The organism is Pseudomonas sp. KH_021, from assembly GCF_057838865.1.
In genome coordinates this window covers 5,798,276-5,821,709 of record NZ_CM174477.1, presented here as the reverse complement: position 1 = coordinate 5,821,709, position 23,434 = coordinate 5,798,276, and the positions used below count along the sequence as shown (strand labels likewise).

Annotated in this window: 11 protein-coding genes and 1 pseudogene; 5 read left to right on the top strand and 7 right to left on the bottom strand. The window is 60.6% G+C overall.

The window, feature by feature from the left end; genetic code table 11:
* Positions 1–3 precede the first annotated feature (3 nt).
* Positions 4–1,746: a potassium/proton antiporter gene (locus AC3IX4_RS26770; protein ID WP_489258308.1), complete on the bottom strand. Its 1,743-nt coding sequence runs from the start codon at positions 1,744–1,746 to the stop codon at positions 4–6.
* 201 nt (positions 1,747–1,947) lie between these two features.
* Here AC3IX4_RS26770 and AC3IX4_RS26765 point away from each other — a divergent pair, with 201 nt between their 5' ends.
* Positions 1,948–4,557: a dermonecrotic toxin domain-containing protein gene (locus AC3IX4_RS26765; protein WP_489258307.1), complete on the top strand. Its 2,610-nt coding sequence runs from the start codon at positions 1,948–1,950 to the stop codon at positions 4,555–4,557.
* 1 nt (position 4,558) lies between these two features.
* Here the strand turns inward: AC3IX4_RS26765 and AC3IX4_RS26760 are convergent, their stop codons facing one another.
* Positions 4,559–6,361: an acyl-CoA dehydrogenase gene (locus AC3IX4_RS26760; protein WP_489258306.1), complete on the bottom strand. Its 1,803-nt coding sequence runs from the start codon at positions 6,359–6,361 to the stop codon at positions 4,559–4,561.
* A 204-nt stretch (positions 6,362–6,565) separates the two neighbouring features.
* Here AC3IX4_RS26760 and AC3IX4_RS26755 point away from each other — a divergent pair, with 204 nt between their 5' ends.
* Complete coding sequence (locus AC3IX4_RS26755) at positions 6,566–7,108, top strand: hypothetical protein (protein WP_489258305.1); 543 nt, start codon at positions 6,566–6,568, stop codon at positions 7,106–7,108.
* A gap of 177 nt (positions 7,109–7,285) precedes the next feature.
* Here AC3IX4_RS26755 and putA read toward each other — a convergent pair whose 3' ends face one another.
* On the bottom strand, positions 7,286–11,239 hold the full coding sequence (putA, locus tag AC3IX4_RS26750; protein WP_489258304.1) for a trifunctional transcriptional regulator/proline dehydrogenase/L-glutamate gamma-semialdehyde dehydrogenase: 3,954 nt from the start codon (positions 11,237–11,239) through the stop codon (positions 7,286–7,288).
* A gap of 362 nt (positions 11,240–11,601) precedes the next feature.
* On the opposite strand from putA, the gene putP reads away from it, so the two are divergent.
* On the top strand, positions 11,602–13,086 hold the full coding sequence (putP, locus tag AC3IX4_RS26745) for a sodium/proline symporter PutP (protein ID WP_489258303.1): 1,485 nt from the start codon (positions 11,602–11,604) through the stop codon (positions 13,084–13,086).
* Between the two features lie 142 nt (positions 13,087–13,228).
* The gene (locus AC3IX4_RS26740; RefSeq protein WP_489258302.1) at positions 13,229–14,068 is read left to right on the top strand and encodes a 23S rRNA (adenine(2030)-N(6))-methyltransferase RlmJ; all 840 of its coding nucleotides are present in this window, start codon (positions 13,229–13,231) and stop codon (positions 14,066–14,068) included.
* 300 nt (positions 14,069–14,368) lie between these two features.
* Here AC3IX4_RS26740 and msrA read toward each other — a convergent pair whose 3' ends face one another.
* The 4 genes and pseudogenes from msrA to aceE all read right to left on the bottom strand — a co-directional run bounded on the left by msrA (position 14,369) and on the right by aceE (position 20,004).
* Complete coding sequence (gene msrA / locus AC3IX4_RS26735; RefSeq protein ID WP_489258301.1) at positions 14,369–15,016, bottom strand: peptide-methionine (S)-S-oxide reductase MsrA; 648 nt, start codon at positions 15,014–15,016, stop codon at positions 14,369–14,371.
* Positions 15,017–15,117: 101 nt separating this feature from the next.
* Positions 15,118–15,465: pseudogene (locus AC3IX4_RS26730) on the bottom strand (EAL domain-containing protein); the annotation flags it as partial.
* Between the two features lie 248 nt (positions 15,466–15,713).
* Positions 15,714–17,345 carry a dihydrolipoyllysine-residue acetyltransferase gene (gene aceF / locus AC3IX4_RS26725; RefSeq protein WP_489258300.1) on the bottom strand — a complete coding sequence of 544 codons (1,632 nt, stop codon included), beginning with the start codon at positions 17,343–17,345 and terminating at the stop codon, positions 15,714–15,716.
* Between the two features lie 13 nt (positions 17,346–17,358).
* Complete coding sequence (gene aceE / locus AC3IX4_RS26720; RefSeq protein ID WP_489258299.1) at positions 17,359–20,004, bottom strand: pyruvate dehydrogenase (acetyl-transferring), homodimeric type; 2,646 nt, start codon at positions 20,002–20,004, stop codon at positions 17,359–17,361.
* Positions 20,005–20,384: 380 nt separating this feature from the next.
* Here aceE and glnE point away from each other — a divergent pair, with 380 nt between their 5' ends.
* On the top strand, positions 20,385–23,321 hold the full coding sequence (gene glnE, locus AC3IX4_RS26715) for a bifunctional [glutamate--ammonia ligase]-adenylyl-L-tyrosine phosphorylase/[glutamate--ammonia-ligase] adenylyltransferase (RefSeq protein WP_489258298.1): 2,937 nt from the start codon (positions 20,385–20,387) through the stop codon (positions 23,319–23,321).
* The last annotated feature ends 113 nt before the right edge of the window (positions 23,322–23,434 follow it).

The window sequence follows — 23,434 nt, the reverse complement described above, 5'->3', positions numbered from 1 at the left end:
AGTTTAGAGGAATAAACCGGGGCCGGGTCGCGTTCCGTCGGGGAATTTGACGCCCACTTTGCGGATCTTGTTCCCCTCGATCAGAGCAACGGTCCAGATGGTGCTGTTCCACTCGATCTGGTCACCGACCACTGGCGCACCGCCCACCTTCTGGGCAATGAACTGGCTCAGCGGCATGTGTAGGTCTTGATCGTCGAGCTTCAAGCCGTACAGCGCCGCCACAGCCCCCAGTTCTGCGTCGCCTTCGAGCACAAAGTCGCCGAAAAAGCGCAAGTCCAACCCACGCTGTGGCGCCTGGCTGAACAGTTTTCCCAAGGCTGGCAAATTGTGTTCATGGCCGATCACGCAGAGCAAATCGTCGACTTCGAGCGTAGTACTACCCGACGGATGGAGCAATTGCTCGCCACGAAACAGTGCCGCAATGCGCGTGCCTTCGGGCATTTTCAGCTCGCGAAGGGCTGCGCCGATGCACCATTTTTCGGCGCCAAGACGGTAGACGAACAGCTCCCACTCGCTGGTGACGTGGACTTCCAGGGCCGAGCGGGAGATTGGCGCCGGATCCGGGGGCACGGTCACCTTCAGAAGCTTGGCCACCCACGGCAGGCTGGTGCCTTGCACGAGCAGCGAAACCAGCACGATAAAAAACGCCAGGTTGAAGTACAGCTGCGCGTCGGGCAACCCGGCCATCAGCGGGAACACGGCCAGGATGATCGGAACCGCGCCGCGTAAGCCTACCCAGGAAATAAAGGCTTTTTCTCGGCCATGGAAGGCTTTGAAACGCAGCAGCCCGACCATCACCGACAGCGGTCGGGCAAACAGAATCATCCACAGTGCAAGGCCCAGGGCCGGTAAGGCGATGGGTAACAAATCATGGGGAGTGACCAGCAGCCCCAGCACCAGGAACATGCCGATCTGCGCCAGCCAGGCCATGCCGTCGAGCATATGCAAGATGCCATGGCGGCTGCGGATCGGCCGGTTGCCCAGGACCAGGCCGCACAGGTAAACCGCCAGAAAACCGCTGCCGTGCAGGGTGTTGGTCAAGGCGAAGATCAGCAAGCCACCGCTGATGACCAGGATCGGATACAGGCCAGCTGCAAGGTTGATGCGGTTGACCAATTGCAGCATCAACCATCCGCCGGCCAACCCCATGAAGCCGCCGATGCCGAACTCCCGGAGCAGGTGGGTCAGCAGGCTCCAGTGCAGGCCGGTCTCGCCGCTGGCGATCATGTCGATCAGGGTGACGGTGAGAAACACCGCCATCGGGTCGTTGCTGCCGGATTCGATTTCAAGGGTCGCCGTGACCCGCTCGTTCAGGCCTTTGCCGCCGAGCAGGGAAAACACCGCCGCAGCGTCAGTCGAACCGACGATGGCCCCGATCAGCAGGCCCTGGATCAGGTTCAGGTTGAACAACCACGCCGCCATCATCCCGGTCAGGCCGGTGGTGATCAAAACGCCAATGGTGGCCAGCGACAAGGCTGGCCAGAGCGCCACACGAAAACTGGCAACTCGCGTGCGTAAGCCACCATCGAGCAGGATGACTGCCAGCGCCAGGTTGCCGACCAGATAGGCCGTCGGGTAGTTGTTGAAAATGATGCCGCCGCCATCAACCCCCGCCGCCATGCCGACGGCGAGGATAATGACCAGAATAGGGATGCCGAGCCGCGAAGAAAGCGAGCTGACCAGAATGCTTGCACCCACCAGCAACGCGCCGATCAAGAACAGGCTGTTGATGAAGGTCGCATTCAAAGGCAGTACTCCAGGAAGGGGGGCAGCGCAGGGCACGGTATGCAGTGCGCGTGCCAAACGATTCTAACCTGAGCGATTGTTGGTGCGTCAAAAGCTTTTTCAAACCGGTGTAACCGTCTGGTCATGCGATAGATAGTTGCTGCCTGGCGAAGTGGGCGCAATGGTCTAGTCGGGGCTCTTTGAATCCACGGAGCCCAGCGTATGAACAACGAGATTTCCCCTGTCGGCAGCGGCGCAGAGGGTGAGAAGCTGCGGGGCATTGCGCGTCGTTTCGCACAAGCCTTTCCCGACCTTCATCAGGTGGTCAGCACCGCCGCACATACTTTGCTACTCAAGCATACCGGCCAGGTACTGGACCCGGATAAGGTCTGGTGGCATCGATTTGGTAATGCGCAGAGCAGCAGCAGATCCTTCACCGGTTGGGAGCATGTCGGCCATCCCGAGCAGAGCCTCACCTTTGTGCAACTGATGATGCAGCGCTTTCGTGTCAGCGATCAGGACAATGTGGATGAGCTGGGCTTGTACGGCGGTTTCTACTTGGCCGATGCCAGTGCCACGCGCTACAACGAGCTCAACGAAGTACGATTGCTTGCAGCCGATGTGCTGCATGACTTCTGGGCGTTGGACCTGGCCGCGCAGTACCGCGAAACGCTGGCGGACTTCTGGAATGCCCACACCGATGAATTCACGTTGCTTGCGCGCGCGGCGTTCCTTGGAAGCGCGCTTAGGGATTACCAGGCCAGTCACCTGACCGATGCCGACTTGCACAAGGTGCTGATGGTCACCGGTAAAACCTGTTATCCAACCCTGGAAGCTTTATCGGCGGTAGTGCCCGCAAGTGACGCCATTCGGATGCAATCGGTCGTCCTGAATGGGGTGACCGCCTTGGACTTGATAAGGATTGCTGACCGGGAAGGTAGGGAAATTCTGTATATGCCCGCAGGGCAGCCGGCTTTTCGTGTCTTTGAAGATGCCGCGGCACTCGGCGGATGGCTGGCGTCGCAATCAACGTCAGTGGCCTTTATCGAGCATTTTGCGCTGAGTGATCATCAGGCGCTGCAGTCTGCACAGACGTATCGCTTGACGCCGGGTATCAGGATTGTCGGGGATGTGTTCGCCTACCTTGGCCAATGCGCGCGCCAGCAGATGCAAGCCGATGCCAAGCGATTGCTGGTGTCCAACTGGCAGCTCGACAAGCAACTGTGGATCGGATACTTGGCGGCCTTCATTTCCATTGCCGGTGCGGCCGCTCCGGCGGCATGGCCGGTGGCATTGACGGTGGTGGGGGCGGGTATTGCCAGTGTGGCGCTGAACATCGATCAGGCCGTCAATGGCGCCACTGCCCAGCAGCGTCGAGCCGGCGTGATCGGAGCCATTGCGGGCAGTGTTGATGTGCTACTCAACGGGTTCTTTCTATTGTCAGGTGGTGCGCACAAGGGCCTGCCGGCGAGTTGGGCATGGGAAGACCGATCGGTGATCGAGCAGGCCCTGCATGGCCTGGAGGCTAATGTCGTCATTGATCAACGCCAGCCTGTGATGCAGGGGCCTTTGCGCGGGGCGTACCTGCAGCGAGACAGTAGCGCTTATATCGAGATGGATCACCTGCCTTATCGCGTGCGTTATAACCCTTCGCTGCGAGCCGTTGAAATCGTCGACCCCGACAACCTGTATGGTTTTTTTTCCGGCAGGCCCGTGGCCATGGACACCGCAGGGCAATGGCGATTGCTCAAGCCCCTGGCGTTAAAGGGCGGTGATGAAACCGCCGAGGCCATCATCACCCAAGCCTTCCCTAACGCAGGCGGTGCCGACTACGTGTTGGGTGCCTATGACTTTCCTCCCCCCCAAGCCCAGGAGTTGCGTTTGCATGTGGCGACTTCACTGCGCGACAAACTGCTTTGCCCGCCGGAGCTGGATATCTATTTGAAGACCGGTCGTGCCCGGCCGTTCCCAAGCCCGGACAGCGGACCTTCGGCATTTTGGGATCGTTATATTGCGCCAGACCCCGATGGCCAGACGGCTTTTGCCAATCAAGCCCTGCAAAGGCAGAAGCAAGCCATCGAGGCACTGAAGTTACCGCCGCACGCTGCCCTTGAAAGCGATGTGTTTATCGACAGCCACGGTCAGCCACATCGAGTGTATGTGACCGCGGACGGGCGCTACCACAGCGAAGCCATCCTGTTCTATACCGATGACGATGAGGCGTTCAATGGCTTCTTGCGACGGGGGACCCGTCACGTTAATCAGGATGTCGTTCGAGACATCGAAAACCTGGCCGATGAGCTTGAGGAAATTGAAACCAACGACGACGTAGCGTTGTATCGAGGTGGCTCGGGCTTGCGCGGAACTTCAGGGCTGGTGTTTCGCTCGGGGCGCTTGAAAGTGGGCGATGTGTTGGTCAATACCGACATTGCCTCTTTCAGCGAGAGCCCCTATGTTGCCCGCCGCTTTGCCAGCAGCCACGCCGGGGATGCCATTGAGGAGGCCGCGCAGGCTCATTTCGATCCGAGCTCGGTGATTTTCAAGCTTGATGCAGAACAGTATTTCAGTGCTTACCCGGTCGCGCCCTTTTCAAAGACGCCGAATGAGGTTGAGTCGCTGTTTTTACCGGGTGCTTATTTCCAGATCGTGAGCTTGAAAGAGGTAACCGGGGCGGGCTATCGGATCATGGAGGTAGGGCTCAAGGAAGTCGGTAGTTCGGCAGCGAGCGTCTTCTACGACTTGCGAACCGGTGAAGTCTTCGATCGGGCTCGCTATCTGCAACGGCTGGGCGAGGACGCCCGACCGTTGCTGGATCGATTTTTCCCGGCGTAACTCAGAACCAGTCGTCGTGCATGCTTGCACAGGTGTTATCCCGGTCCAGCAGCAGATTGAGGGTATGGTGGCAGCCCGGCACTTCCCACGTCAGGAAGTACCGGGCGGCCTGCAACTTGCCTTGATAGAAAGCCGCATCGGCCTGCGAGCCCTCATGTAAGCCTTCCTGCGCGCGGATGGCTTGCACCAGCCAGCGCCAGCCAATCACGGTATGGCCGAATGCATTCAGGTAAAGCGCTGAGTTGGCCAGGGCGGTGCCGACGTTGCCCGTCGCCAGATCTCCCAGCAACGCAAGCGTCACCCTCTGCAGGTGTTCCACCAGCTTTTCAAGCGGCTCACGCAGCTCATCCAGGCTGCTGTGACCGGACGCTTGCGCACAGGTTCTACCCATGAGCCGCAGCAGTTGCTTGAGCCCCGCACCCTCGTTCTGCGCCAATTTGCGGCCCAGCAAGTCCAGGGACTGGATGCCGTGGGTGCCTTCGTGGATCGGGTTCAGGCGGTTATCGCGGTAATACTGCTCCACAGGGTACTCGCGGGTGTAGCCGTGGCCGCCGAGAATCTGGATCGCCAGTTCGTTGGCCTTCAGGCAAAACTCCGAGGGCCAGGACTTGACGATAGGCGTCAGCAAATCGAGTAGCTGTACGGCTTGCTCCCGGTCTTGCTCGGTCTCGCCCGTTTGGGTGTCGTCGAACAGGCGTGCGGCATACAGGCCCAGGTCGAAGGCGCCTTCGACATAGGCTTTCTGGGTCAACAGCATACGCTTGATGTCGGCGTGCTCGACGATGGCTACCGGCGCGGTGGTCGGGTCCTTGCTGTCGGGCAGGCGGCCCTGCGGTCGTTGGCGGGCATACTCCAACGAATACAGGTAACCGGAGTAACCCAACATCACCGCGCCCATGCCGATGCCGATACGCGCTTCGTTCATCATCTGGAACATGCAGCTCAGGCCCTGGTGTGGCTTGCCCACCAGGTAGCCGACGCAGTTACCGTTATCGCCAAAGTTCAGCGCGGTGGACGTGGTGCCGCGCCAGCCCATCTTGTGAAACAGCCCGGCCAGCAGCACATCGTTGCGCGGGCCCAGGCTGCCATCGTCGTTGACCAGGAACTTGGGCACGATAAACAGCGAAATACCCTTCACACCAGGCGGTGCATCCGGCAGGCGGGCCAGCACCATGTGCACGATGTTTTCCGACAGCGAGTGATCACCCCCAGAGATGAAAATCTTGTTCCCGCGCAGGCGATAGGTGCCGTCTTCATGAGGTTCGGCGCGGGTGCGCAAATCCGACAGTGACGAGCCGGCATGGGGCTCGGTCAAGGCCATGGTGCCGAAGAAGCGGCCCTCGATCATCGGCTGCAGAAAGCGGCGCTTCTGCGCTTCGCTGCCAAAACTCTCAATCAGGTTGGCAGCGCCCATGGTCAGGAACGGATAGGACGCGGTGCCGATGTTGGCGGCCTGGAAGTGAGCGAAACAGGCTTGCGACAGCAGTGTCGGTAGTTGCATGCCGCCGGCGTCGAAATCACGGGCCGCATTCAGAAAGCCGGCTTCAAGAAAGGCATCGACCGCAGGCTTGACCTCCGGGATCAAGATGGCTTCGCCATTTTCATAGCGCGGCTCGTTTTCATCGCCCTTGCGGTTATGCGGGGCGAAGTACTTTTCTGCGAGGGCCCTGGCGGTGCTCAATGCAGCGTCGAACGTCTCACGAGAATGCTCGGCGAAGCGTTCACGCTGGGTCAGGGCTTGGGCATCGAGCACTTCATACAGCTCGAACGCCAGGTTGCGGGAGCTGAGCAAGGTTTCGGACATGACGGCCTACCGGTAGAGGAATGGGCCGAGTCTAGGAGGCTGGAGTGGGGGTGGATAGCAAAATAGGTGAGGGTGATGGGTGGGTAGAACAGCGAGGGACTTCAAGAGAGGGCGACATTTCACACGGAGAGTGCGGAGATGGATGGCAGCTTTTTGCTTTTGAAACGGGCTCGATGTCGATCCGATTTTTTAAGGATGTTTACGATGTTGAATGAAGGGAAGCTTGCGTCAGAGGGACTGGATGCTGAATCGGGAAATCCGCCAGCGTTCTTTGTGGTTTCGGTAACAAAACTGATAGTGATGAGTTTTTTTACCTTTGGCCTTTATCTGACCTATTGCCTGTATATCCATTGGCGCAATTACAAAGCGGCGACGGGGGCTAATGTCATTCCGTTTCTACGAGCGGCCTTCGGGATATTTTTCCTGCATGCGTTATTTCGACGGGTAGATGAGCAGATACTTGCATCAGGGCGCCAATTCGCATGGTCTCCCACTGTGAATGCGACCATGCTGGTGTGCTTTGCGTTGGTATCTTTGGTGCCGTCACTGGATCCGCTACTTGATTTAGCCAAGAGCGCAATATGTATGACCGGTATGTATTTCCTGTGGGGACGTACTCAGAAAGCCATTAACTTTTGCGAGCGCGATCCCAAGGGGGCGGCCAATGCGAAGCTCACAATGGCCAATGGTTGCTGGATAGTGGCGGGTTCATTGGTCTGGGCGCAGATGTTTAACCTGCTTGACTAAAAATAAACCCTGCCCACGTCTGTAGAAGCAGGGTTTACCCGCGATGAAGACCACGCGGTCTAACTGATGCACCGCGGCGCGTTCATCGCAGGTAAACCTGGCTCCTACAACGGCCAACCCGCGATGAAGGCGACCCGGTTTGCCTGCGTGGGAGGCCATCGCAGGCAAGGTTTTTTATTACCCGATGGTCATCAGGCTGGCGTTACCGCCCGCCGCCGCGGTGTTGACGCTCAACGCCCGCTCGATCACCAATCGCTCCAGCGCAATGGTCGTCTCGCCCTGAGACAGGCCATGGACACCGACGATAGCACCGGCACGCTTGGCCACTTGCTGGCAGACCGCGCGCAGTTGGTCGGAGTGACCGTGATGCAGGACGGCATCGAACACCACTTCATCCTTGTTCCACTCCTGCACCAATTGGATGCGAGCCTGGACTTCCTTCGGCAGACGCGCGCGCAGTGCCTTGCTCAACTCGGTTTCAGGCCACACCGCCGAGCTGCCAACGGCCAGTACGGCTGCCAGTTGTACCAGCAGGTCGGCTTCGACTTCGGCCAGGCACAAGACGTGCTCGCGCGGCAGGATGGTGTAGCTGTTGCGCTCGCCCGTCGGACCGGTCAGCAGGCGGGTCACGCCGCTTTGCGATTGTGCGGCGAACTCGCGGCACAGCTCACCCAGTTCTGCCAGTTTGTTGCTCTGGGCCCAGGCTTGCAGGGCTTGCAGCGGCTGGCTCATGGCGTCGCGCAGACGGGTGTCCGGGGCGATGCCAGCATCGGCGCGCTGGAAGGTGGTGCCGATGGCGTCGTTCGGACGTGTCGACAGCAGGCGGTACAGGTACAGCGGTCCACCGGCTTTCGGGCCGGTGCCCGACAGACCTTCGCCACCGAATGGCTGTACACCGACCACGGCACCGACGATGTTGCGGTTGACGTAGACGTTGCCGGCGTTGACGTTGTCGATCACCTTGGCGATGGTTTCATCGATGCGGGTGTGCACGCCCAGGGTCAGGCCGTAGCCGGAGGCGTTGATCTGCTCGATCAGCTGGTCCAGGTTCTTGCGGTTGTAGCGCACGACGTGCAGCACTGGGCCGAAGATTTCGCGCTGCAGTTCGTCGAAGCTTTCCAGTTCGATCAGGGTCGGCATGACAAAGGTGCCGCGCTTGACCTCGTCACCGTCGGCGATGGCCACCTGATAGACAGTACGGCCTTTCTCACGCATGCCCTGGATATGCTGGTCGATCCCGCTCTTGGCTTCGGCGTCGATCACCGGGCCAATGTCCACGCTCAGGCGCTCAGGGTTGCCCATGCGGCTTTCGGCCATGGCGCCCTTGAGCATTTCAATCACGCGATCGGCCGAATCTTCCTGCAGGCACAGCACGCGCAGGGCTGAGCAACGTTGGCCGGCGCTGTCGAAGGCCGAGGACACGACGTCGATAACCACTTGTTCGGTCAGCGCCGAAGAGTCGACGATCATGGCGTTCTGGCCGCCGGTTTCGGCGATCAGCGGGATCGGGCGGCCCTGGTTGTCCAGGCGGCCGGCGATGTTGCGTTGCAGCAGGCGAGCCACTTCGGTGGAACCGGTGAACATCACGCCCTTGACGCGATCATCGCCCACCAGACGGGCACCGACGGTTTCACCGCGGCCTGGCAACAGTTGCACTACGCCTTCGGGAATGCCGGCTTCCAGCAGCAGGCGCACAGCCTGGGCCGCTACCAGCGGGGTTTGTTCGGCCGGCTTGGCCAGCACTGGGTTACCGGCGGCGAGGGCGGCGGCGACCTGGCCACTGAAAATGGCCAGCGGGAAGTTCCATGGGCTGATGCAGACCACCGGGCCCAATGGGCGGTGGGCATCGTTGCTGAAGTCGTTGCGGGCCTGCACAGCGTAGTAACGCAGGAAGTCTACGGCTTCACGCACTTCGGCGATCGCGTTGGCGAACGTCTTGCCGGCTTCGCGGGCCAACAGGCCCATCAGCGGCTGGATCTCGGCTTCCATCAAGTCGGCGGCACGTTCCAGGATCGCAGCGCGCTCGGCCGGCGGGGTCGCCTGCCAGATCGGTGCGGCGCTCAGGGCGCACTGGATAGCATTGTCGACATCGGCAACCGTCGCTTCCTGTACATGACCGACCACGTCGCGATGATCGGCCGGGTTCAGCACCGGGGCCGCGATTTCTTTGCTGGAGGCGCAACCGAGCATCGGCGTGGCTTTCCAGTCGTTGTGCGCGGTGGCCAGCAAGGCGCAGGACAACGAAGCCAAGCGGTGTTCGTTGGCCAGATCAATGCCGGCCGAGTTGGCGCGCTCGGCACCGTACAGCTCACGTGGCAAGGCAATGCGCGGGTGCGGCAGGCCGAAGCTGCCTTCCTGGGTGGCCATGCGCTCGATGGTGGCGACGGGGTCGGCGACCAGTTCCTGAATCGAGATCGACTGGTCGGCAATGCGGTTGACGAACGAGGTGTTCGCGCCGTTTTCCAACAGGCGACGCACCAGGTAGGCCAGCAAGGTCTCGTGGGTGCCGACCGGGGCGTAGACCCGGCATGGGCGGTTCAGCTTGCCATCGGCAATCTTGCCCACCACTTGCTCGTACAGCGGTTCACCCATGCCGTGCAGGCACTGGAACTCGTACTGGCCAGGGTAATAGTTCTGGCCTGCGATCTGGTAGATGGCCGACAGGGTGTGGGCGTTGTGCGTGGCGAACTGCGGGTAGATGACTTCCGGCACCGACAGCAGTTTGCGGGCGCAAGCGATGTAGGACACGTCGGTGTACACCTTGCGGGTGTAGACCGGGTAGCCTTCCAGGCCTTCGACCTGGGCGCGCTTGATTTCGCTGTCCCAGTAGGCGCCCTTCACCAGGCGGATCATCAGGCGATGACGGCTGCGGCGAGCCAGGTCGATCACGTAGTCGATCACATACGGGCAGCGCTTCTGGTAGGCCTGGATCACGAAGCCAATGCCGTTCCAGCCGGCCAGTTGCGGTTCGAAGCACAGGCGCTCGAGCAGGTCCAGCGACAGCTCCAGGCGGTCGGCCTCTTCTGCGTCGATGTTCAGGCCGATGTCGTATTGCTTGGCCAGCAGGGTCAGCGACAGCAGGCGCGGGTACAGCTCGCTCATCACGCGCTCGTACTGGGCGCGGCTGTAGCGCGGGTGCAGGGCCGAAAGCTTGATCGAGATGCCCGGGCCTTCATAGATGCCACGACCGTGGGAGGCTTTGCCGATCGAGTGGATGGCTTGCTCGTAGGAGGCCAGGTATTTCTGTGCGTCATGCTCGGTCAGTGCGGCTTCGCCGAGCATGTCGTAGGAATAGCGGAAGCCCTTGGCTTCGAACTTGCTGGCGTTGGCCAGGGCTTCGGCGATGGTCTCACCGGTCACGAATTGCTCGCCCATCAGGCGCATGGCCATGTCGACGCCCTTGCGGATCATCGGTTCGCCGCTCTTGCCGATGATGCGGCTGAGCGAAGAGGTGAGGCCGGATTCGTTGTGGGTGGACACCAGCTTGCCGGTCAGCAACAGGCCCCAGGTGGCGGCGTTGACGAACAGCGATGGGCTGTTGCCCAGGTGAGGCTGCCAGTTGCCGGTGCTGATCTTGTCGCGGATCAGGGCGTCACGGGTGCCCTTGTCAGGGATGCGCAGCAGGGCTTCGGCCAGGCACATCAGCGCCACGCCTTCCTGGGACGACAGGGAAAATTCCTGCAACAGGCCCTGGACGATGCCCGCACGGCCGCCAGCGCTCTTCTGGTTACGCAGTTTTTCAGCAATGGAAGCGGCCAGCTTATTGGTGGCTTCGGCCATCGGCACGGGCAGGCGCGCCTGCTCGAGCAGCATCGACACCGCTTCTTGCTCGGGGCGACGGTAAGCGCCCGTGATGGCGGCACGCAGGACCGATTGCGGCAGGATGCTTTCAGCGAATTCCAGGAAGCACTGGTGGCTGTGATCAGCCTGGACTTCGCCGGCGTCGTCGATGTGCGCGCTTGGCACACCGCTCAATTCGGTCAGAGTGGCGCCACCCTCGAGTTTTTCCAGGTAATTGAAAATTGCCTGTTTGATCAACCAGTGTGGAGTACGGTCGATGGACTGAGCTGCGGACTTCAGTCGCTCGCGGGTAGGGTCGTCGAGTTTGACCCCAAGGGTGGTAGTCGCCATTTCTTATCCTCATTATCGCCACGGTGGTGCGGCACAAGCTGGTGCCAAGATTAACGCTGGCGATGGAAGGGTGCAACCTAGTGCAACCTCCGTTTGTAGGAAATTTTCCATGAGGTACTACACTGCAGGGGGCGGTAGTGAATTTCGGTTGTTTTTGGTGTTTTTGCTTCTGAAAAGTCGTTTTTTTGCTCCCAAAAGAAGCAAAAACCGCTTTTGATCGAAAATTTCCGACGAGGTGCAACTGCTGGGCAAATATTGGTTGCACCTTATTCCTGTTGTTGCATAGGATTCGCCGCCTAGGTGCAACCTCCCATAAAGAGCGTTTCACCCCTCCATAAAAACAAACACCAGGGCGCCACATCATGAGTGTAAGCAACCCCACCCTGATCACGTTCGTGATCTACATCGCGGCAATGGTCCTGATTGGTTTCATGGCCTATCGCTCTACCAACAACCTTTCCGACTACATCCTTGGCGGTCGTAGCCTGGGCAGCGTGGTGACTGCGCTCTCGGCTGGCGCTTCCGACATGAGCGGCTGGTTGCTGATGGGCTTGCCAGGTGCCATCTATATGTCGGGCCTTTCCGAAGGCTGGATTGCCATCGGCCTGATCATCGGCGCCTACCTGAACTGGCTGTTCGTGGCCGGCCGCCTGCGTGTGCAGACCGAGCACAACGGCGACGCCCTGACCCTGCCAGACTACTTCTCCAGTCGTTTCGACGACCAGAGCGGCATGCTGCGGATTATCTCGGCGGTCGTGATCCTGGTGTTCTTCACCATCTATTGCGCTTCCGGCATCGTGGCTGGCGCCCGTCTGTTCGAATCGACCTTCGGCATGCCCTACGAGACTGCGCTGTGGGCCGGCGCTGCCGCCACTATTGCCTACACCTTCGTCGGTGGTTTCCTGGCAGTGAGCTGGACTGACACCGTCCAGGCCACGCTGATGATCTTCGCCCTGATCCTGACCCCGATCGTGGTCATGCTCGCCACTGGCGGCATCGACACCACGTTCCTGGCAATCGAAGCGCAAGACCCAAGCAACTTCGACATGCTCAAGAACACCACCTTCATCGGCATTATCTCGCTGATGGGCTGGGGCCTGGGCTACTTCGGCCAGCCGCATATCCTGGCGCGCTTCATGGCCGCTGATTCGGTCAAGTCGATTGCCAATGCACGTCGCATCTCCATGACCTGGATGATCCTGTGCCTGGGCGGCACCGTGGCGGTAGGCTTCTTCGGTATCGCTTACTTCTCGGCGCACCCGGATCTCGCAGCTCCTGTCACCGAGAACCATGAGCGTGTGTTTATCGAACTGGCCAAGATCCTGTTCAACCCATGGATTGCCGGTGTATTGCTGTCGGCCATCCTGGCTGCCGTGATGAGTACCCTGAGCTGCCAGTTGCTGGTGTGCTCCAGCGCCCTGACCGAAGACTTCTACAAGACCTTCCTGCGTAAAACCGCTACGCAAGTCGAGCTGGTCTGGGTCGGTCGCGCCATGGTCTTGCTGGTTGCGCTGGTTGCCATTGCCCTGGCGTCCAACCCGGAAAACCGCGTCCTGGGCCTGGTGAGCTATGCCTGGGCGGGCTTCGGTGCTGCCTTCGGCCCCGTGGTACTGATCTCGGTGCTATGGAAGGGCATGACCCGCAACGGCGCCTTGGCCGGTATCCTGGTAGGTGCGATTACCGTGATCGTGTGGAAACACTTCGCGATCATGGGCCTTTACGAAATCATCCCGGGCTTCATCTTCGCCAGCATCGCCATCTTGCTGGTGAGCTCGATGGGCAAGCCTTCGGCCAGCATGCTGACGCGCTTCGCTGCTGCTGAAGCGGCTTACCACAAAGACAAGTAATCAGCTTTCGCTGACGCGCTCCATCACCGGCCCGCATCCTCTGGATGTCGGGCCGGTTCTGTTTTTGCCAGGCGATCTGCCCAGTGGCGACCTGACGTGCGCCGCCGCGCAAGGTAAACTCTGCGGCCTTGCAGGAGTTGCCATGAACTATCGTCACGCCTACCACGCCGGCAACCACGCCGACGTCTTCAAACACCTTGTTTTGACCCGTCTGATTGCCTTGATGTCACGCAAGGAGCAGCCGTTTGCCTACCTGGACACCCATGCAGGGCTTGGCCTGTACGACTTGCGCGGCGACGAAGCCAGCCGCACCGGTGAATGGCTGGAGGGCATTGCTCGCCTGTGGGGGCGCCAGGACTTGCCGGCGATGACGGCGGACTACCTGCGCATCCTCGGCAAGATGAACCCGGACGGTGAGCTGCGGTATTACCCTGGCTCCCCGGAGCTGGCTCGGCGCTTGGCGCGTCAGCAGGACCGCGTGTTGCTCAACGAGAAGCACCCCGAAGATGGGCAGCTGCTCAAGGAAAACATGAAGCGCGACCCGCGGGTGTCGGTGCATCTGGGTGAGGGCTGGCATGTGCCGCGCGCCTTGCTGCCAGTGGCCGAGAAGCGCGCTGTGATGTTGATCGATCCGCCGTTCGAGCAGCTCGACGAGCTCAAGCGTTGCAGCCAGGCGCTCAAGGAAACCATTGCCCGCATGCGCCAGACCGTGGCGGCCATCTGGTATCCGATCAAGGATGATGCGCGTCAGATGACTCGTTTCTACAACGACCTGACCAGCACCGGCGCGCCGAAATTGCTGCGTGTGGAGTTGCTGGTGCATCCGCTGGAGACGCCGCAAAGCCTCAACGGTTCGGGCCTGGCGATTGCCAACCCGCCGTGGGGGCTGGAAGAAGAGCTGCGTGAGCTATTGCCATGGCTGGCCGAGGTACTGGGGCAGACCAAGGGCAGTTGGCGGATGGATTGGTTGATTGCCGAGTAACGCGATGAATGCCCCGCGGTTTGCCTGATGCACCGCGGTGAGGCCATCGCAGCATAGGTATCTACACATCTTTTGGCGTACTGCTACGAATGTAGCCGCTGACGAGGTACGAGGCTGCGATCGGCAGCGAAGCGGCCGTAAAACCTGAGACCATAATCCATCAGGCACACCGAAGGGCCTGAATTTACGACGGCTTCGCCGCCGATCGCAGCCTCGTACCTCGGCAGCGGCTACAAGAGCCGCGCTGCCCCAGAGTTGTGTAGATACCTATGGCCATCGCAGCCAATGGGAGCGGTTCAATCAGGCCGGCAGGCAAACCCCAGTGCCGGCGAGGCCACAGTAACCTTGCGGATTCTTGGCCAGGTACTGCTGGTGATACGCCTCGGCGTAGTAGAAGGTCGGGGCTTCGTCGATTTCAGTCGTGATAGCACCCAGCCCGGCCTTGTCCAGCTCAGCCTGGAACTTTTTCTCGCTGGCCTTGGCCTGCTCCAGTTGCTCGGGGATAGTGGTGTAGATCACCGAGCGGTACTGGGTGCCAATGTCATTGCCCTGGCGCATGCCCTGGGTAGGGTTGTGCTTTTCCCAGAACATTGCCAGCAGTTCCTCGTAGCTGACCTCGCTTGGCGTGTAGACCACCAGCACCACTTCGCTATGGCCGGTCAGGCCAGAGCACACTTCGTCGTAGGTCGGGTTCGGCGTGAAGCCGCCGGCGTAACCTACCGACGTGCTGTAAACGCCTTCGCGCTGCCAGAAGAGGCGCTCGGCACCCCAGAAGCAACCCAGGCCGAAAATGGCGAACTCCACCTCACCTGGGAATGGGCCCAGGAGCGGGTTGTGATTGACGAAATGTTCGTCCGGGACTTTAACCGGAGAATCGCGGCCGGGTAGGGCTTGTTCTTTAGTTGGCAGTACGTTTTTGTTCACCAGAATCTCCGAGCGCAGGGCCATTTAGACATCCTCTCGTTAGACAGACACGACCACCCGGCTCTTGTGGGCCGGTGCGATCACTATTCGATAGACCGGTAGTTTGCCCGACTGTTACGCGCCTGTCAGGCCATTGGTCTGCGTGGGTAGCGTTTGAGCTTTTCGGTAAGCTCGCTGCCCGGTATCGGGCGGTCGAACAAATAGCCTTGGCCGACATCGCAGCGGTGACGACGCAAAAAGGCCAATTGCTCGGCGGTTTCCACGCCTTCGGCCACGACCTTGAGCTTGAGGTTGTGGGCCATGGCGATCACCGCCGAGGTGATTTCCATGTCGTCCTGGTTGGCCGGGATCTCGCTGATAAAGCTGCGATCGATCTTGAGGACGTCGATGGGAAACTTTTTCAGGTAGCTCAGCGATGAATAGCCGGTGCCGAAATCGTCCATGGCCAGGGTCAGCCCCAACTGCTGTAGCCGCTGCCGAAGGCTGCGATCGCCGGAATGCCGGACCACCGCAAAGCGGGCGCAGGATCTAACATCCACATTAGCGCCCCTGACGGGCCGCATCGCAGCCTTCGGCAGCGGCTACAGTTGCCTCTGGCGGTGGGGCGGGGTGGGGTTTTACGAGGCAAAAAAAGCCCCGCCAAAGCGGGGTTGAGGTACGAGCGTGGCAGCTCGAAATCGGTGCAGCGGGGCTCCCTGCAAGGCAGGGAGCCCTTTGAGCATTACAGCAGCATGGTGCGGATGTCTTGCAGCAGTTGACCCAGGCGTTGGGTGAAGCGTGCAGCTGCAGCGCCGTTGATCACGCGGTGATCGTAGGACAGCGACAGTGGCAGCATCAGCTTAGGCTGGAAGGCTTTGCCGTCCCAGACCGGCTGCATGGTTGCCTTGGAGACACCCAGGATCGCCACTTCCGGCGCGTTGACGATCGGCGTGAAGCCGGTGCCGCCAATGTGGCCGAGGCTGGAAATGGTGAAGCAGGCGCCTTGCATGTCGTCAGCCGACAGCTTTTTGTTCCGGGCTTTTTCAGCCAGGGCCGCCGCTTCGCCAGCCAGTTGCAGCAGGCTCTTCTGGTCGACGTTCTTGATGACCGGTACCAGCAGGCCTTCCGGAGTGTCGACGGCAAAACCGACGTTGACGTACTTCTTGCGGATGATCGCCTTGCCACTTGGCGCCAGCGAGCTGTTGAAGTCCGGCAGTTCCTTGAGCAGGTGCGCGCAGGCCTTGAGCAGCAGAGGCAGCACGGTCAGCTTGACGCCGGCTTTCTCGGCAACGGCTTTCTGTGCAACGCGGAAGGCTTCAAGCTCAGTGATATCAGCCTGGTCGAACTGGGTAACGTGAGGCACGTTCAGCCAGCTGCGGTGCAGGTTGGTCGCACCCATCTGCATCAGGCGAGTCATCGGCACTTCTTCGGTTTCACCGAAGCGGCTGAAATCGACTTCCGGGATCGGCGGGATGCCCGCGCCACCGGTTGCGCCGCCGGCCGGTGCTTCCTTGGCCTTGAGCATCATGGCCTTGACGTAAACCTGAACGTCTTCTTTCAGCACACGGCCGTGCGGGCCGCTGGCAGCGACCGCGCTCAGCTCGACGCCGAACTCGCGGGCCAACTGACGAACAGCCGGGCCTGCGTGAACCTTGGCACCGTTGGCGGCAGGCGCTGCCACTTGCGCAGGTGCAGCCTTGGCCGCTGGAGCGGCAGCTGGCGCAGGTGCAGCAGCAGGCGCGGCTGGAGCTGCAGCTGCAGCTGCAGCTGGAGCCGGGGCAGCAGCCGGAGCTGCGCCTGCGATCTTCAGCTTCAGGATCAGGTCGCCGGTACCGACTTCGTCGTCCAGTTTGACAATGACGCTTTCAACCACGCCGGCGGCAGGCGATGGGATTTCCATGCTCGCCTTGTCCGATTCCAGGGTGATCAGCGACTGGTCGGCTTCGACGGTGTCGCCGGCCTTGACCAGTACTTCGATGATCTTGGCCTTGCCCGAGGAGCCGATGTCCGGGACATGAATGTCCTGGACAGTGGCAGCGGCGGCAGCAGCAGGCGCCGCAGCAGGAGCAGCCGGCGCTGCGGCAGGTGCCGGAGCGGCAGCCGGGGCAGCAGCGGCCGGAGCCTCAGGCGCAGCAGCTGCGCCCTCGACTTCCAGTTCCATCAGTTCGTCGCCTTCTTTCAGGCGATCACCCAGCTTGACCTTCAGGCTCTTGATGACGCCGGCCTTGGGGGCCGGGATCTCCATGCTCGCCTTGTCCGACTCCAGGGTCAGGAGACTCTGGTCCGCTTCGATGCGGTCGCCGACCTTGACGAACAGCTCAATGATTTCACCTTCACCGCTGCCGATGTCAGGTACGCGAATGAGTTCGCTCACTTAAAAATACTCCTCAGCAGTCCAGTGGGTTGCGTTTGTCCGGGTCGATGCCGAATCGGGTGATGGCTTCAGCCACGACCTTCGGTTCGATATCGCCACGGTCAGCCAAGGCTTCCAGGGCAGCCAGCACGACGAAGTGGCGGTCAACTTCGAAGAAGTGACGCAGCTTCTTGCGGCTGTCGCTGCGACCGAAGCCATCGGTACCCAGGACTTTGAACTCTTTGCTCGGCACCCACTGGCGAATCTGCTCGGCGAACAGCTTCATGTAGTCGGTGGAAGCGATGACCGGACCCTTACGGCCAGCCAGGCACTCTTCAACGTAGGTGATTTGTGGCTTCTGACCCGGCTTGAGACGGTTGCTGCGCTCTACGGCCAAGCCGTCGCGACGCAGTTCGTTGAAGCTGGTAACGCTCCACACGTCAGCGCCAACGTTGAACTCTTCACGCAGGATCTTCGCCGCTTCGCGGACTTCACGCAGGATGGTGCCGGAACCCAGCAGTTGTACGTGGTGCGCAGCTTCCCGGGTGTCTTCCTCGAGCAGGTACATACCCTTGACGATACCTTCCTCGACGCCTGCCGGAATGGCCGGCTGGGTGTAGGCTTCGTTCATCACGGTGATGTAGTAGAAGATGTCCTGTTGCTGTTCGGTCATCTTCTTCATGCCGTCCTGAATGATCACCGCCAGCTCGTAGCCGTAGGTGGGGTCATAGGTGCGGCAGTTCGGGATGGTCGCGGCCAGCATATGGCTGTGACCGTCTTCGTGCTGCAGGCCTTCACCGTTGAGGGTGGTACGCCCGGCAGTACCGCCGATCAGGAAGCCACGGGTACGGCTGTCGCCAGCGGCCCATGCCAGGTCACCGATACGCTGGAAACCGAACATCGAGTAGAAGATGTAGAACGGCAGCATCGGCTGGTTGTGGTTCGAGTACGAAGTACCGGCAGCGATGAAGGAGCTCATGGCGCCCGCTTCGTTGATGCCTTCTTCCAGGATCTGGCCTTTCTTGTCTTCGCGGTAGAACATCACCTGGTCTTTATCGACTGGCTCGTAGAGCTGGCCGACGGACGAGTAGATGCCCAACTGGCGGAACATGCCTTCCATACCGAAGGTACGGGCTTCGTCCGGGATGATCGGGACGATGCGCTGGCCGATTTCCTTGTCCTTGACCAGCTGCGCGAGGATCCGCACGAAGGCCATGGTGGTGGAGATTTCACGGTCGCCCGAGCCGTCCAGGATCGCCTTGAGGGTTTCCAGTGGCGGGGTCGGGATGCTGAAGCTCTTGGCGCGACGCTGAGGCACGAAACCGCCCAGGGCAGTACGGCGCTCGCTCAGGTAGCGGGCTTCGGCGCTGCCTTCTTCAGGTTTGAAGAATGGCAGGTTTTCGATTTCTTCGTCCTTGACCGGGATGTCGAAGCGATCGCGGAATTGACGCAGGCTGTCGACGTCGACCTTCTTGGTGTTGTGCGCGGTGTTCTTGGCTTCGCCAGCACCGGTGCCGTAACCCTTGATGGTCTTGGCCAGGATAACGGTCGGCTGGTCTTTGTGGTTGACCGCCTGGTGGTAGGCCGCATAGACCTTGTACGGGTCGTGACCGCCACGGTTGAGCTTCCAGATCTCGTCGTCGGACAGGTCTTCGACCATGGCCTTGAGTTCTGGGGTGTTGAAGAAGTGCTCACGGACGAACGCGCCGTCCTTGGCCTTGTAGTTCTGGTACTCGCCGTCGATGACTTCGTCCATGCGGCGCTGCAGGATACCGTCGGTGTCCTTGGCCAGCAGTGGGTCCCAGAAGCGGCCCCAGACGACTTTGTTGACGTTCCAGCCACCGCCACGGAACACGCCTTCGAGTTCCTGGATGATCTTGCCGTTGCCGCGAACCGGGCCGTCGAGGCGCTGCAGGTTGCAGTTGATGACGAAGATCAGGTTGTCCAGCTTCTCGCGGCCAGCCAGGGAGATCGCGCCCAGGGATTCCGGCTCGTCACACTCGCCGTCGCCCATGAAGCACCAGATCTTCTGCTTGCCAGCAGGGATATAGCCACGGCTTTCCATGTACTTCATGAAACGAGCCTGGTAGATCGCCTGGATCGGACCCAGACCCATGGATACGGTCGGGAACTGCCAGAAATCAGGCATCAGCCATGGGTGAGGGTAGGACGACAGGCCCTTGCCATCGACTTCCTGGCGGAAGTTGTTCATCTGGTCTTCAGTGATCCGGCCTTCCATGAAGGCACGGGCATAGACGCCAGGCGAAGCGTGGCCCTGGAAGTAGATCAGGTCGCCGCCATGCTCGTCGGTTGGCGCCTGGAAGAAGTAGTTGAAGCCGATGTCATACAAAGTGGCGCTGGAGGCGAAGCTGGAAATATGGCCGCCCAGATCCGAATCCTTCAGGTTGGTGCGCATCACCATTGCCAGCGCGTTCCAACGTACCAACGAGCGAATGCGGCGTTCCATGAACAGGTCGCCAGGCATGCGTGCTTCGTGGGTAACGGGAATCGTGTTGCGGTATGGCGTGGTGATGGCGTACGGCAGCTGCGAACCACTGCGGGTGGCCAGCTCGCCCATACGGGTCATCAGATAGTGAGCGCGGTCTTCGCCTTCTTTGTCGAGAACCGACTCCAGGGCGTCCAGCCATTCCTGGGTTTCGACGGGATCGAGGTCTTGCATGGCTTGCTCCAGGGCGGAAAGGCTTCCAGAATCGGTTGCCTGAGTTTGCGACTGGCCTTGTGGGCAGACGACATGAATTCTTGGATTACCGGGGGTTACTCCGGCGATGTAGTTTTACTACAAATCGACAGCTATTTCATGCTTTCAAGCGGGTTGCATAGTAGTAAAACTACATAAACACGGCTTTTGGCCTCCTGCCGGGTTGTGGGAGTAATCGGTAAGGTTGGTAAAAAACAAGTCTTTACAAGGTGGTTCGCGATGCTTTCTGCCAGAGAATCGGGTTTTTTAGCTATTTATAACTTTTGTACGACAGTCTTTGTGATAGCGCTATCTCCAGACTTTTTCCTCACTGTTCATTCCACGCCGATCAAGGATAGTCCATGAGCCTGCCTTTGCTGGTCGATTTGCCTGCGAACCTTCAACCCTTGTTGGCACGCAATGAAGCCTCATGGCGCGCCGCCGCCCTGCAAGTGCCCGATGCCAGCCTCGACGGTTGGGATGCTCAGCGCTGGGAAGCGTTCGGTCGTGTCTGTGCGGCCAGCGAATTTGTCCTTGAACAGTCTCTGCGCGACCCGACCATGCTGCTTGGGCTGGTCAGCAGTGGGGAGCTTGACCGCCCGTATGCAGCGGGCGAGTTGTGCGCACAGATCACCACCGCAGCTCAACCTGCCGAGACCGAAGAGGCCCTGGGCCGAGCATTGCGCCGTCAGCGCACCCGTCATCAGGTACGGATCATCTGGCGTGATCTGACCCGCCAGGCGGACCTGGTGCAAACCTGTCGCGATCTCTCCGACATGGCGGATGCCTGCATCGATCAGGCTTACCAATGGCTGTACCCGCGTCACTGCCAGCAGTTCGGCACGCCCATGGGGCGGCGCAGCGGCCAGCCGCAGCCGATGGTGGTGCTGGGCATGGGCAAGCTGGGGGCGGTGGAGTTGAACCTGTCCTCGGACATCGACCTGATCTTCGCCTACCCCGAAGGCGGCGAGACCGAAGGGGTGAAGCGCCCACTGGATAACCAGGAGTTTTTCATGCGCCTGGGGCAGCGGCTGATCAAGGCGCTGGACCCGATTACCGTCGACGGCTTTGTGTTCCGCGTCGACATGCGCCTGCGCCCCTATGGCTCCTCCGGGGCGCTGGTGCTCAGCTTCAATGCCCTTGAGCAGTACTACCAGGACCAGGGCCGTGACTGGGAACGCTACGCCATGATCAAGGCGCGCGTTGTAGCCGGTGACCAGGCCAGCGGCGCGCAACTGCTGGACATGCTGCGCCCCTTCGTTTACCGGCGCTATCTGGACTTTTCTGCGATCGAAGCACTGCGGACCATGAAGCAACTGATCCAGCAGGAAGTCCGCCGCAAGGGCATGTCCGAGAACATCAAGCTGGGCTCGGGCGGCATTCGTGAAGTGGAGTTTATCGCCCAGGCCTTTCAGCTGATCCACGGCGGGCGCGACCTGAGCTTGCAACAGCGGCCCCTGCTCAAGGTGCTGGCCACGCTGGAAGGTCAAGGTTACCTGCCGGCGGCGGTGATCACCGAGATGCGTGAGGGCTATGAATTTCTGCGCTACACCGAACACGCGATCCAGGCGATTGCCGATCGCCAGACCCAGATGCTGCCCGATAACGACCAGGACCGGGCGCGCATTGCCTTTATGCTGGGCTTTGCCGACTGGCCGGCGTTCCATGCGCAGTTGATGCATTGGCGCGGGCGTATCGATTGGCATTTCCGCCAGGTCATCGCTGACCCGGATGAAGAGGAAGGCGACGAAGGCGAAGTGGTGGTCGGTGGCGAATGGTTGCCGCTGTGGGAAGAAGAACAGAATGACGAAGCAGCCTGCCGACAACTGCACGAGGCAGGCTTTGTCGATGGGCCCAAGGCTTTGCGCCAATTGGCCGGGCTGCGTGCCAGCCCACAGTTGCGTGCCATGCAGCGCTTGGGGCGCGAGCGTCTGGATGCCTTTATCCCGCGTTTGCTGGCCCAGGCCGTGGAGCACAAAGACCCGGACCTGGTGCTGGAGCGGGTGCTGCCCTTGGTCGAAGCCGTGGCGCGCCGCTCTGCCTATCTGGTGTTGCTGACAGAAAACCCCGGTGCACTGCGCCGCCTGCTGACACTCTGCGCCGCCAGCCCCTGGATTGCCGAGCAGATCACGCGCTTCCCGCTGCTGCTCGATGAACTGCTTAATGAAGGTCGGTTGTACAGCCCGCCGCTGGCGCCGGAGCTTGCTGGCGAACTGCGCGAGCGGCTGACACGGATTCCCGAGGACGATCTCGAACAGCAGATGGAAGCCCTGCGTCACTTCAAGTTGGCCCACAGCCTGCGGGTCGCCGCCTCGGAGATCGCCGGTAACCTGCCTTTGATGAAAGTCAGTGACTACCTGACCTGGTTGGCCGAAGTGATTCTGGAGCAAGTACTGGCCCTGGCCTGGCGCCAGGCCGTGGCCAAGCATGGCCAGCCCCAGCGCAGCGACGGCAGCCTGTGCGATCCGGGTTTTGTCATCGTGGGCTATGGCAAGGTCGGGGGTATCGAGCTGGGCCACGGCTCGGACCTGGACCTGGTGTTTGTCCATGACGGCGACCCGCAAGCCGAAACCGATGGTGCAAAACCCATCGATGGGGCGCAGTTCTTTACGCGCCTGGGGCAGCGCATCATTCACCTGCTGACCACCCAGACCAACTCCGGCCAGCTCTATGAGGTGGACATGCGCTTGCGGCCTTCTGGTGCTTCGGGGCTGTTGGTCAGTTCACTGGGTGCTTTCCAGCGCTACCAGGAAAGCGAAGCCTGGACCTGGGAGCACCAGGCACTGGTGCGGGCGCGGGTGTTGGTCGGGTGCAAGGCTGTGGGTGAGTCCTTCGAAAAAGTCCGCGCCGAGATTCTTGGCCGTAAAAGAGACCTGCCGGCTCTGGCGCTGGAAGTCAGCGAAATGCGCGCCAAGATGCGCGAGAACCTTGGCAGCAAGGCGACGGCTGCCGGCACCGGGGCCAATGCCTTCCAGGCGGCTTCGCCCTTCGATATCAAGCAGGATGCCGGTGGTATCGTCGATATTGAATTTATGGTGCAATACGCGGCCTTGGCCTGGTCCCATGAACACCCGGCACTGACGCGCTACACCGACAATATCCGTATTCTGGAAGGCCTGGAGCAGGCGGGGTTGATGCCCGCGAGCGACGCCAACCTGTTGCGGGAGGTCTACAAGGCCTATCGTTCGGCCGCTCACCGGCAGGCTTTGCAAAAGCAGGCCGGGGTGATCGCCGCTGATCAATTTGTCAGTGAGCGCCGTGAAGTGCTGCGTATCTGGGCCCAGATGGGGTTGAGTTGAACGTTGAGTTGAAGAGGCGCCCAGCCAGCAAGGGCGCCTGCAATGGTGGCAAGCGCACGCTTTTTCTGGAGTGGCGTACACTTGTAAGCCAAGCCTGATTATAAAGACGGGGA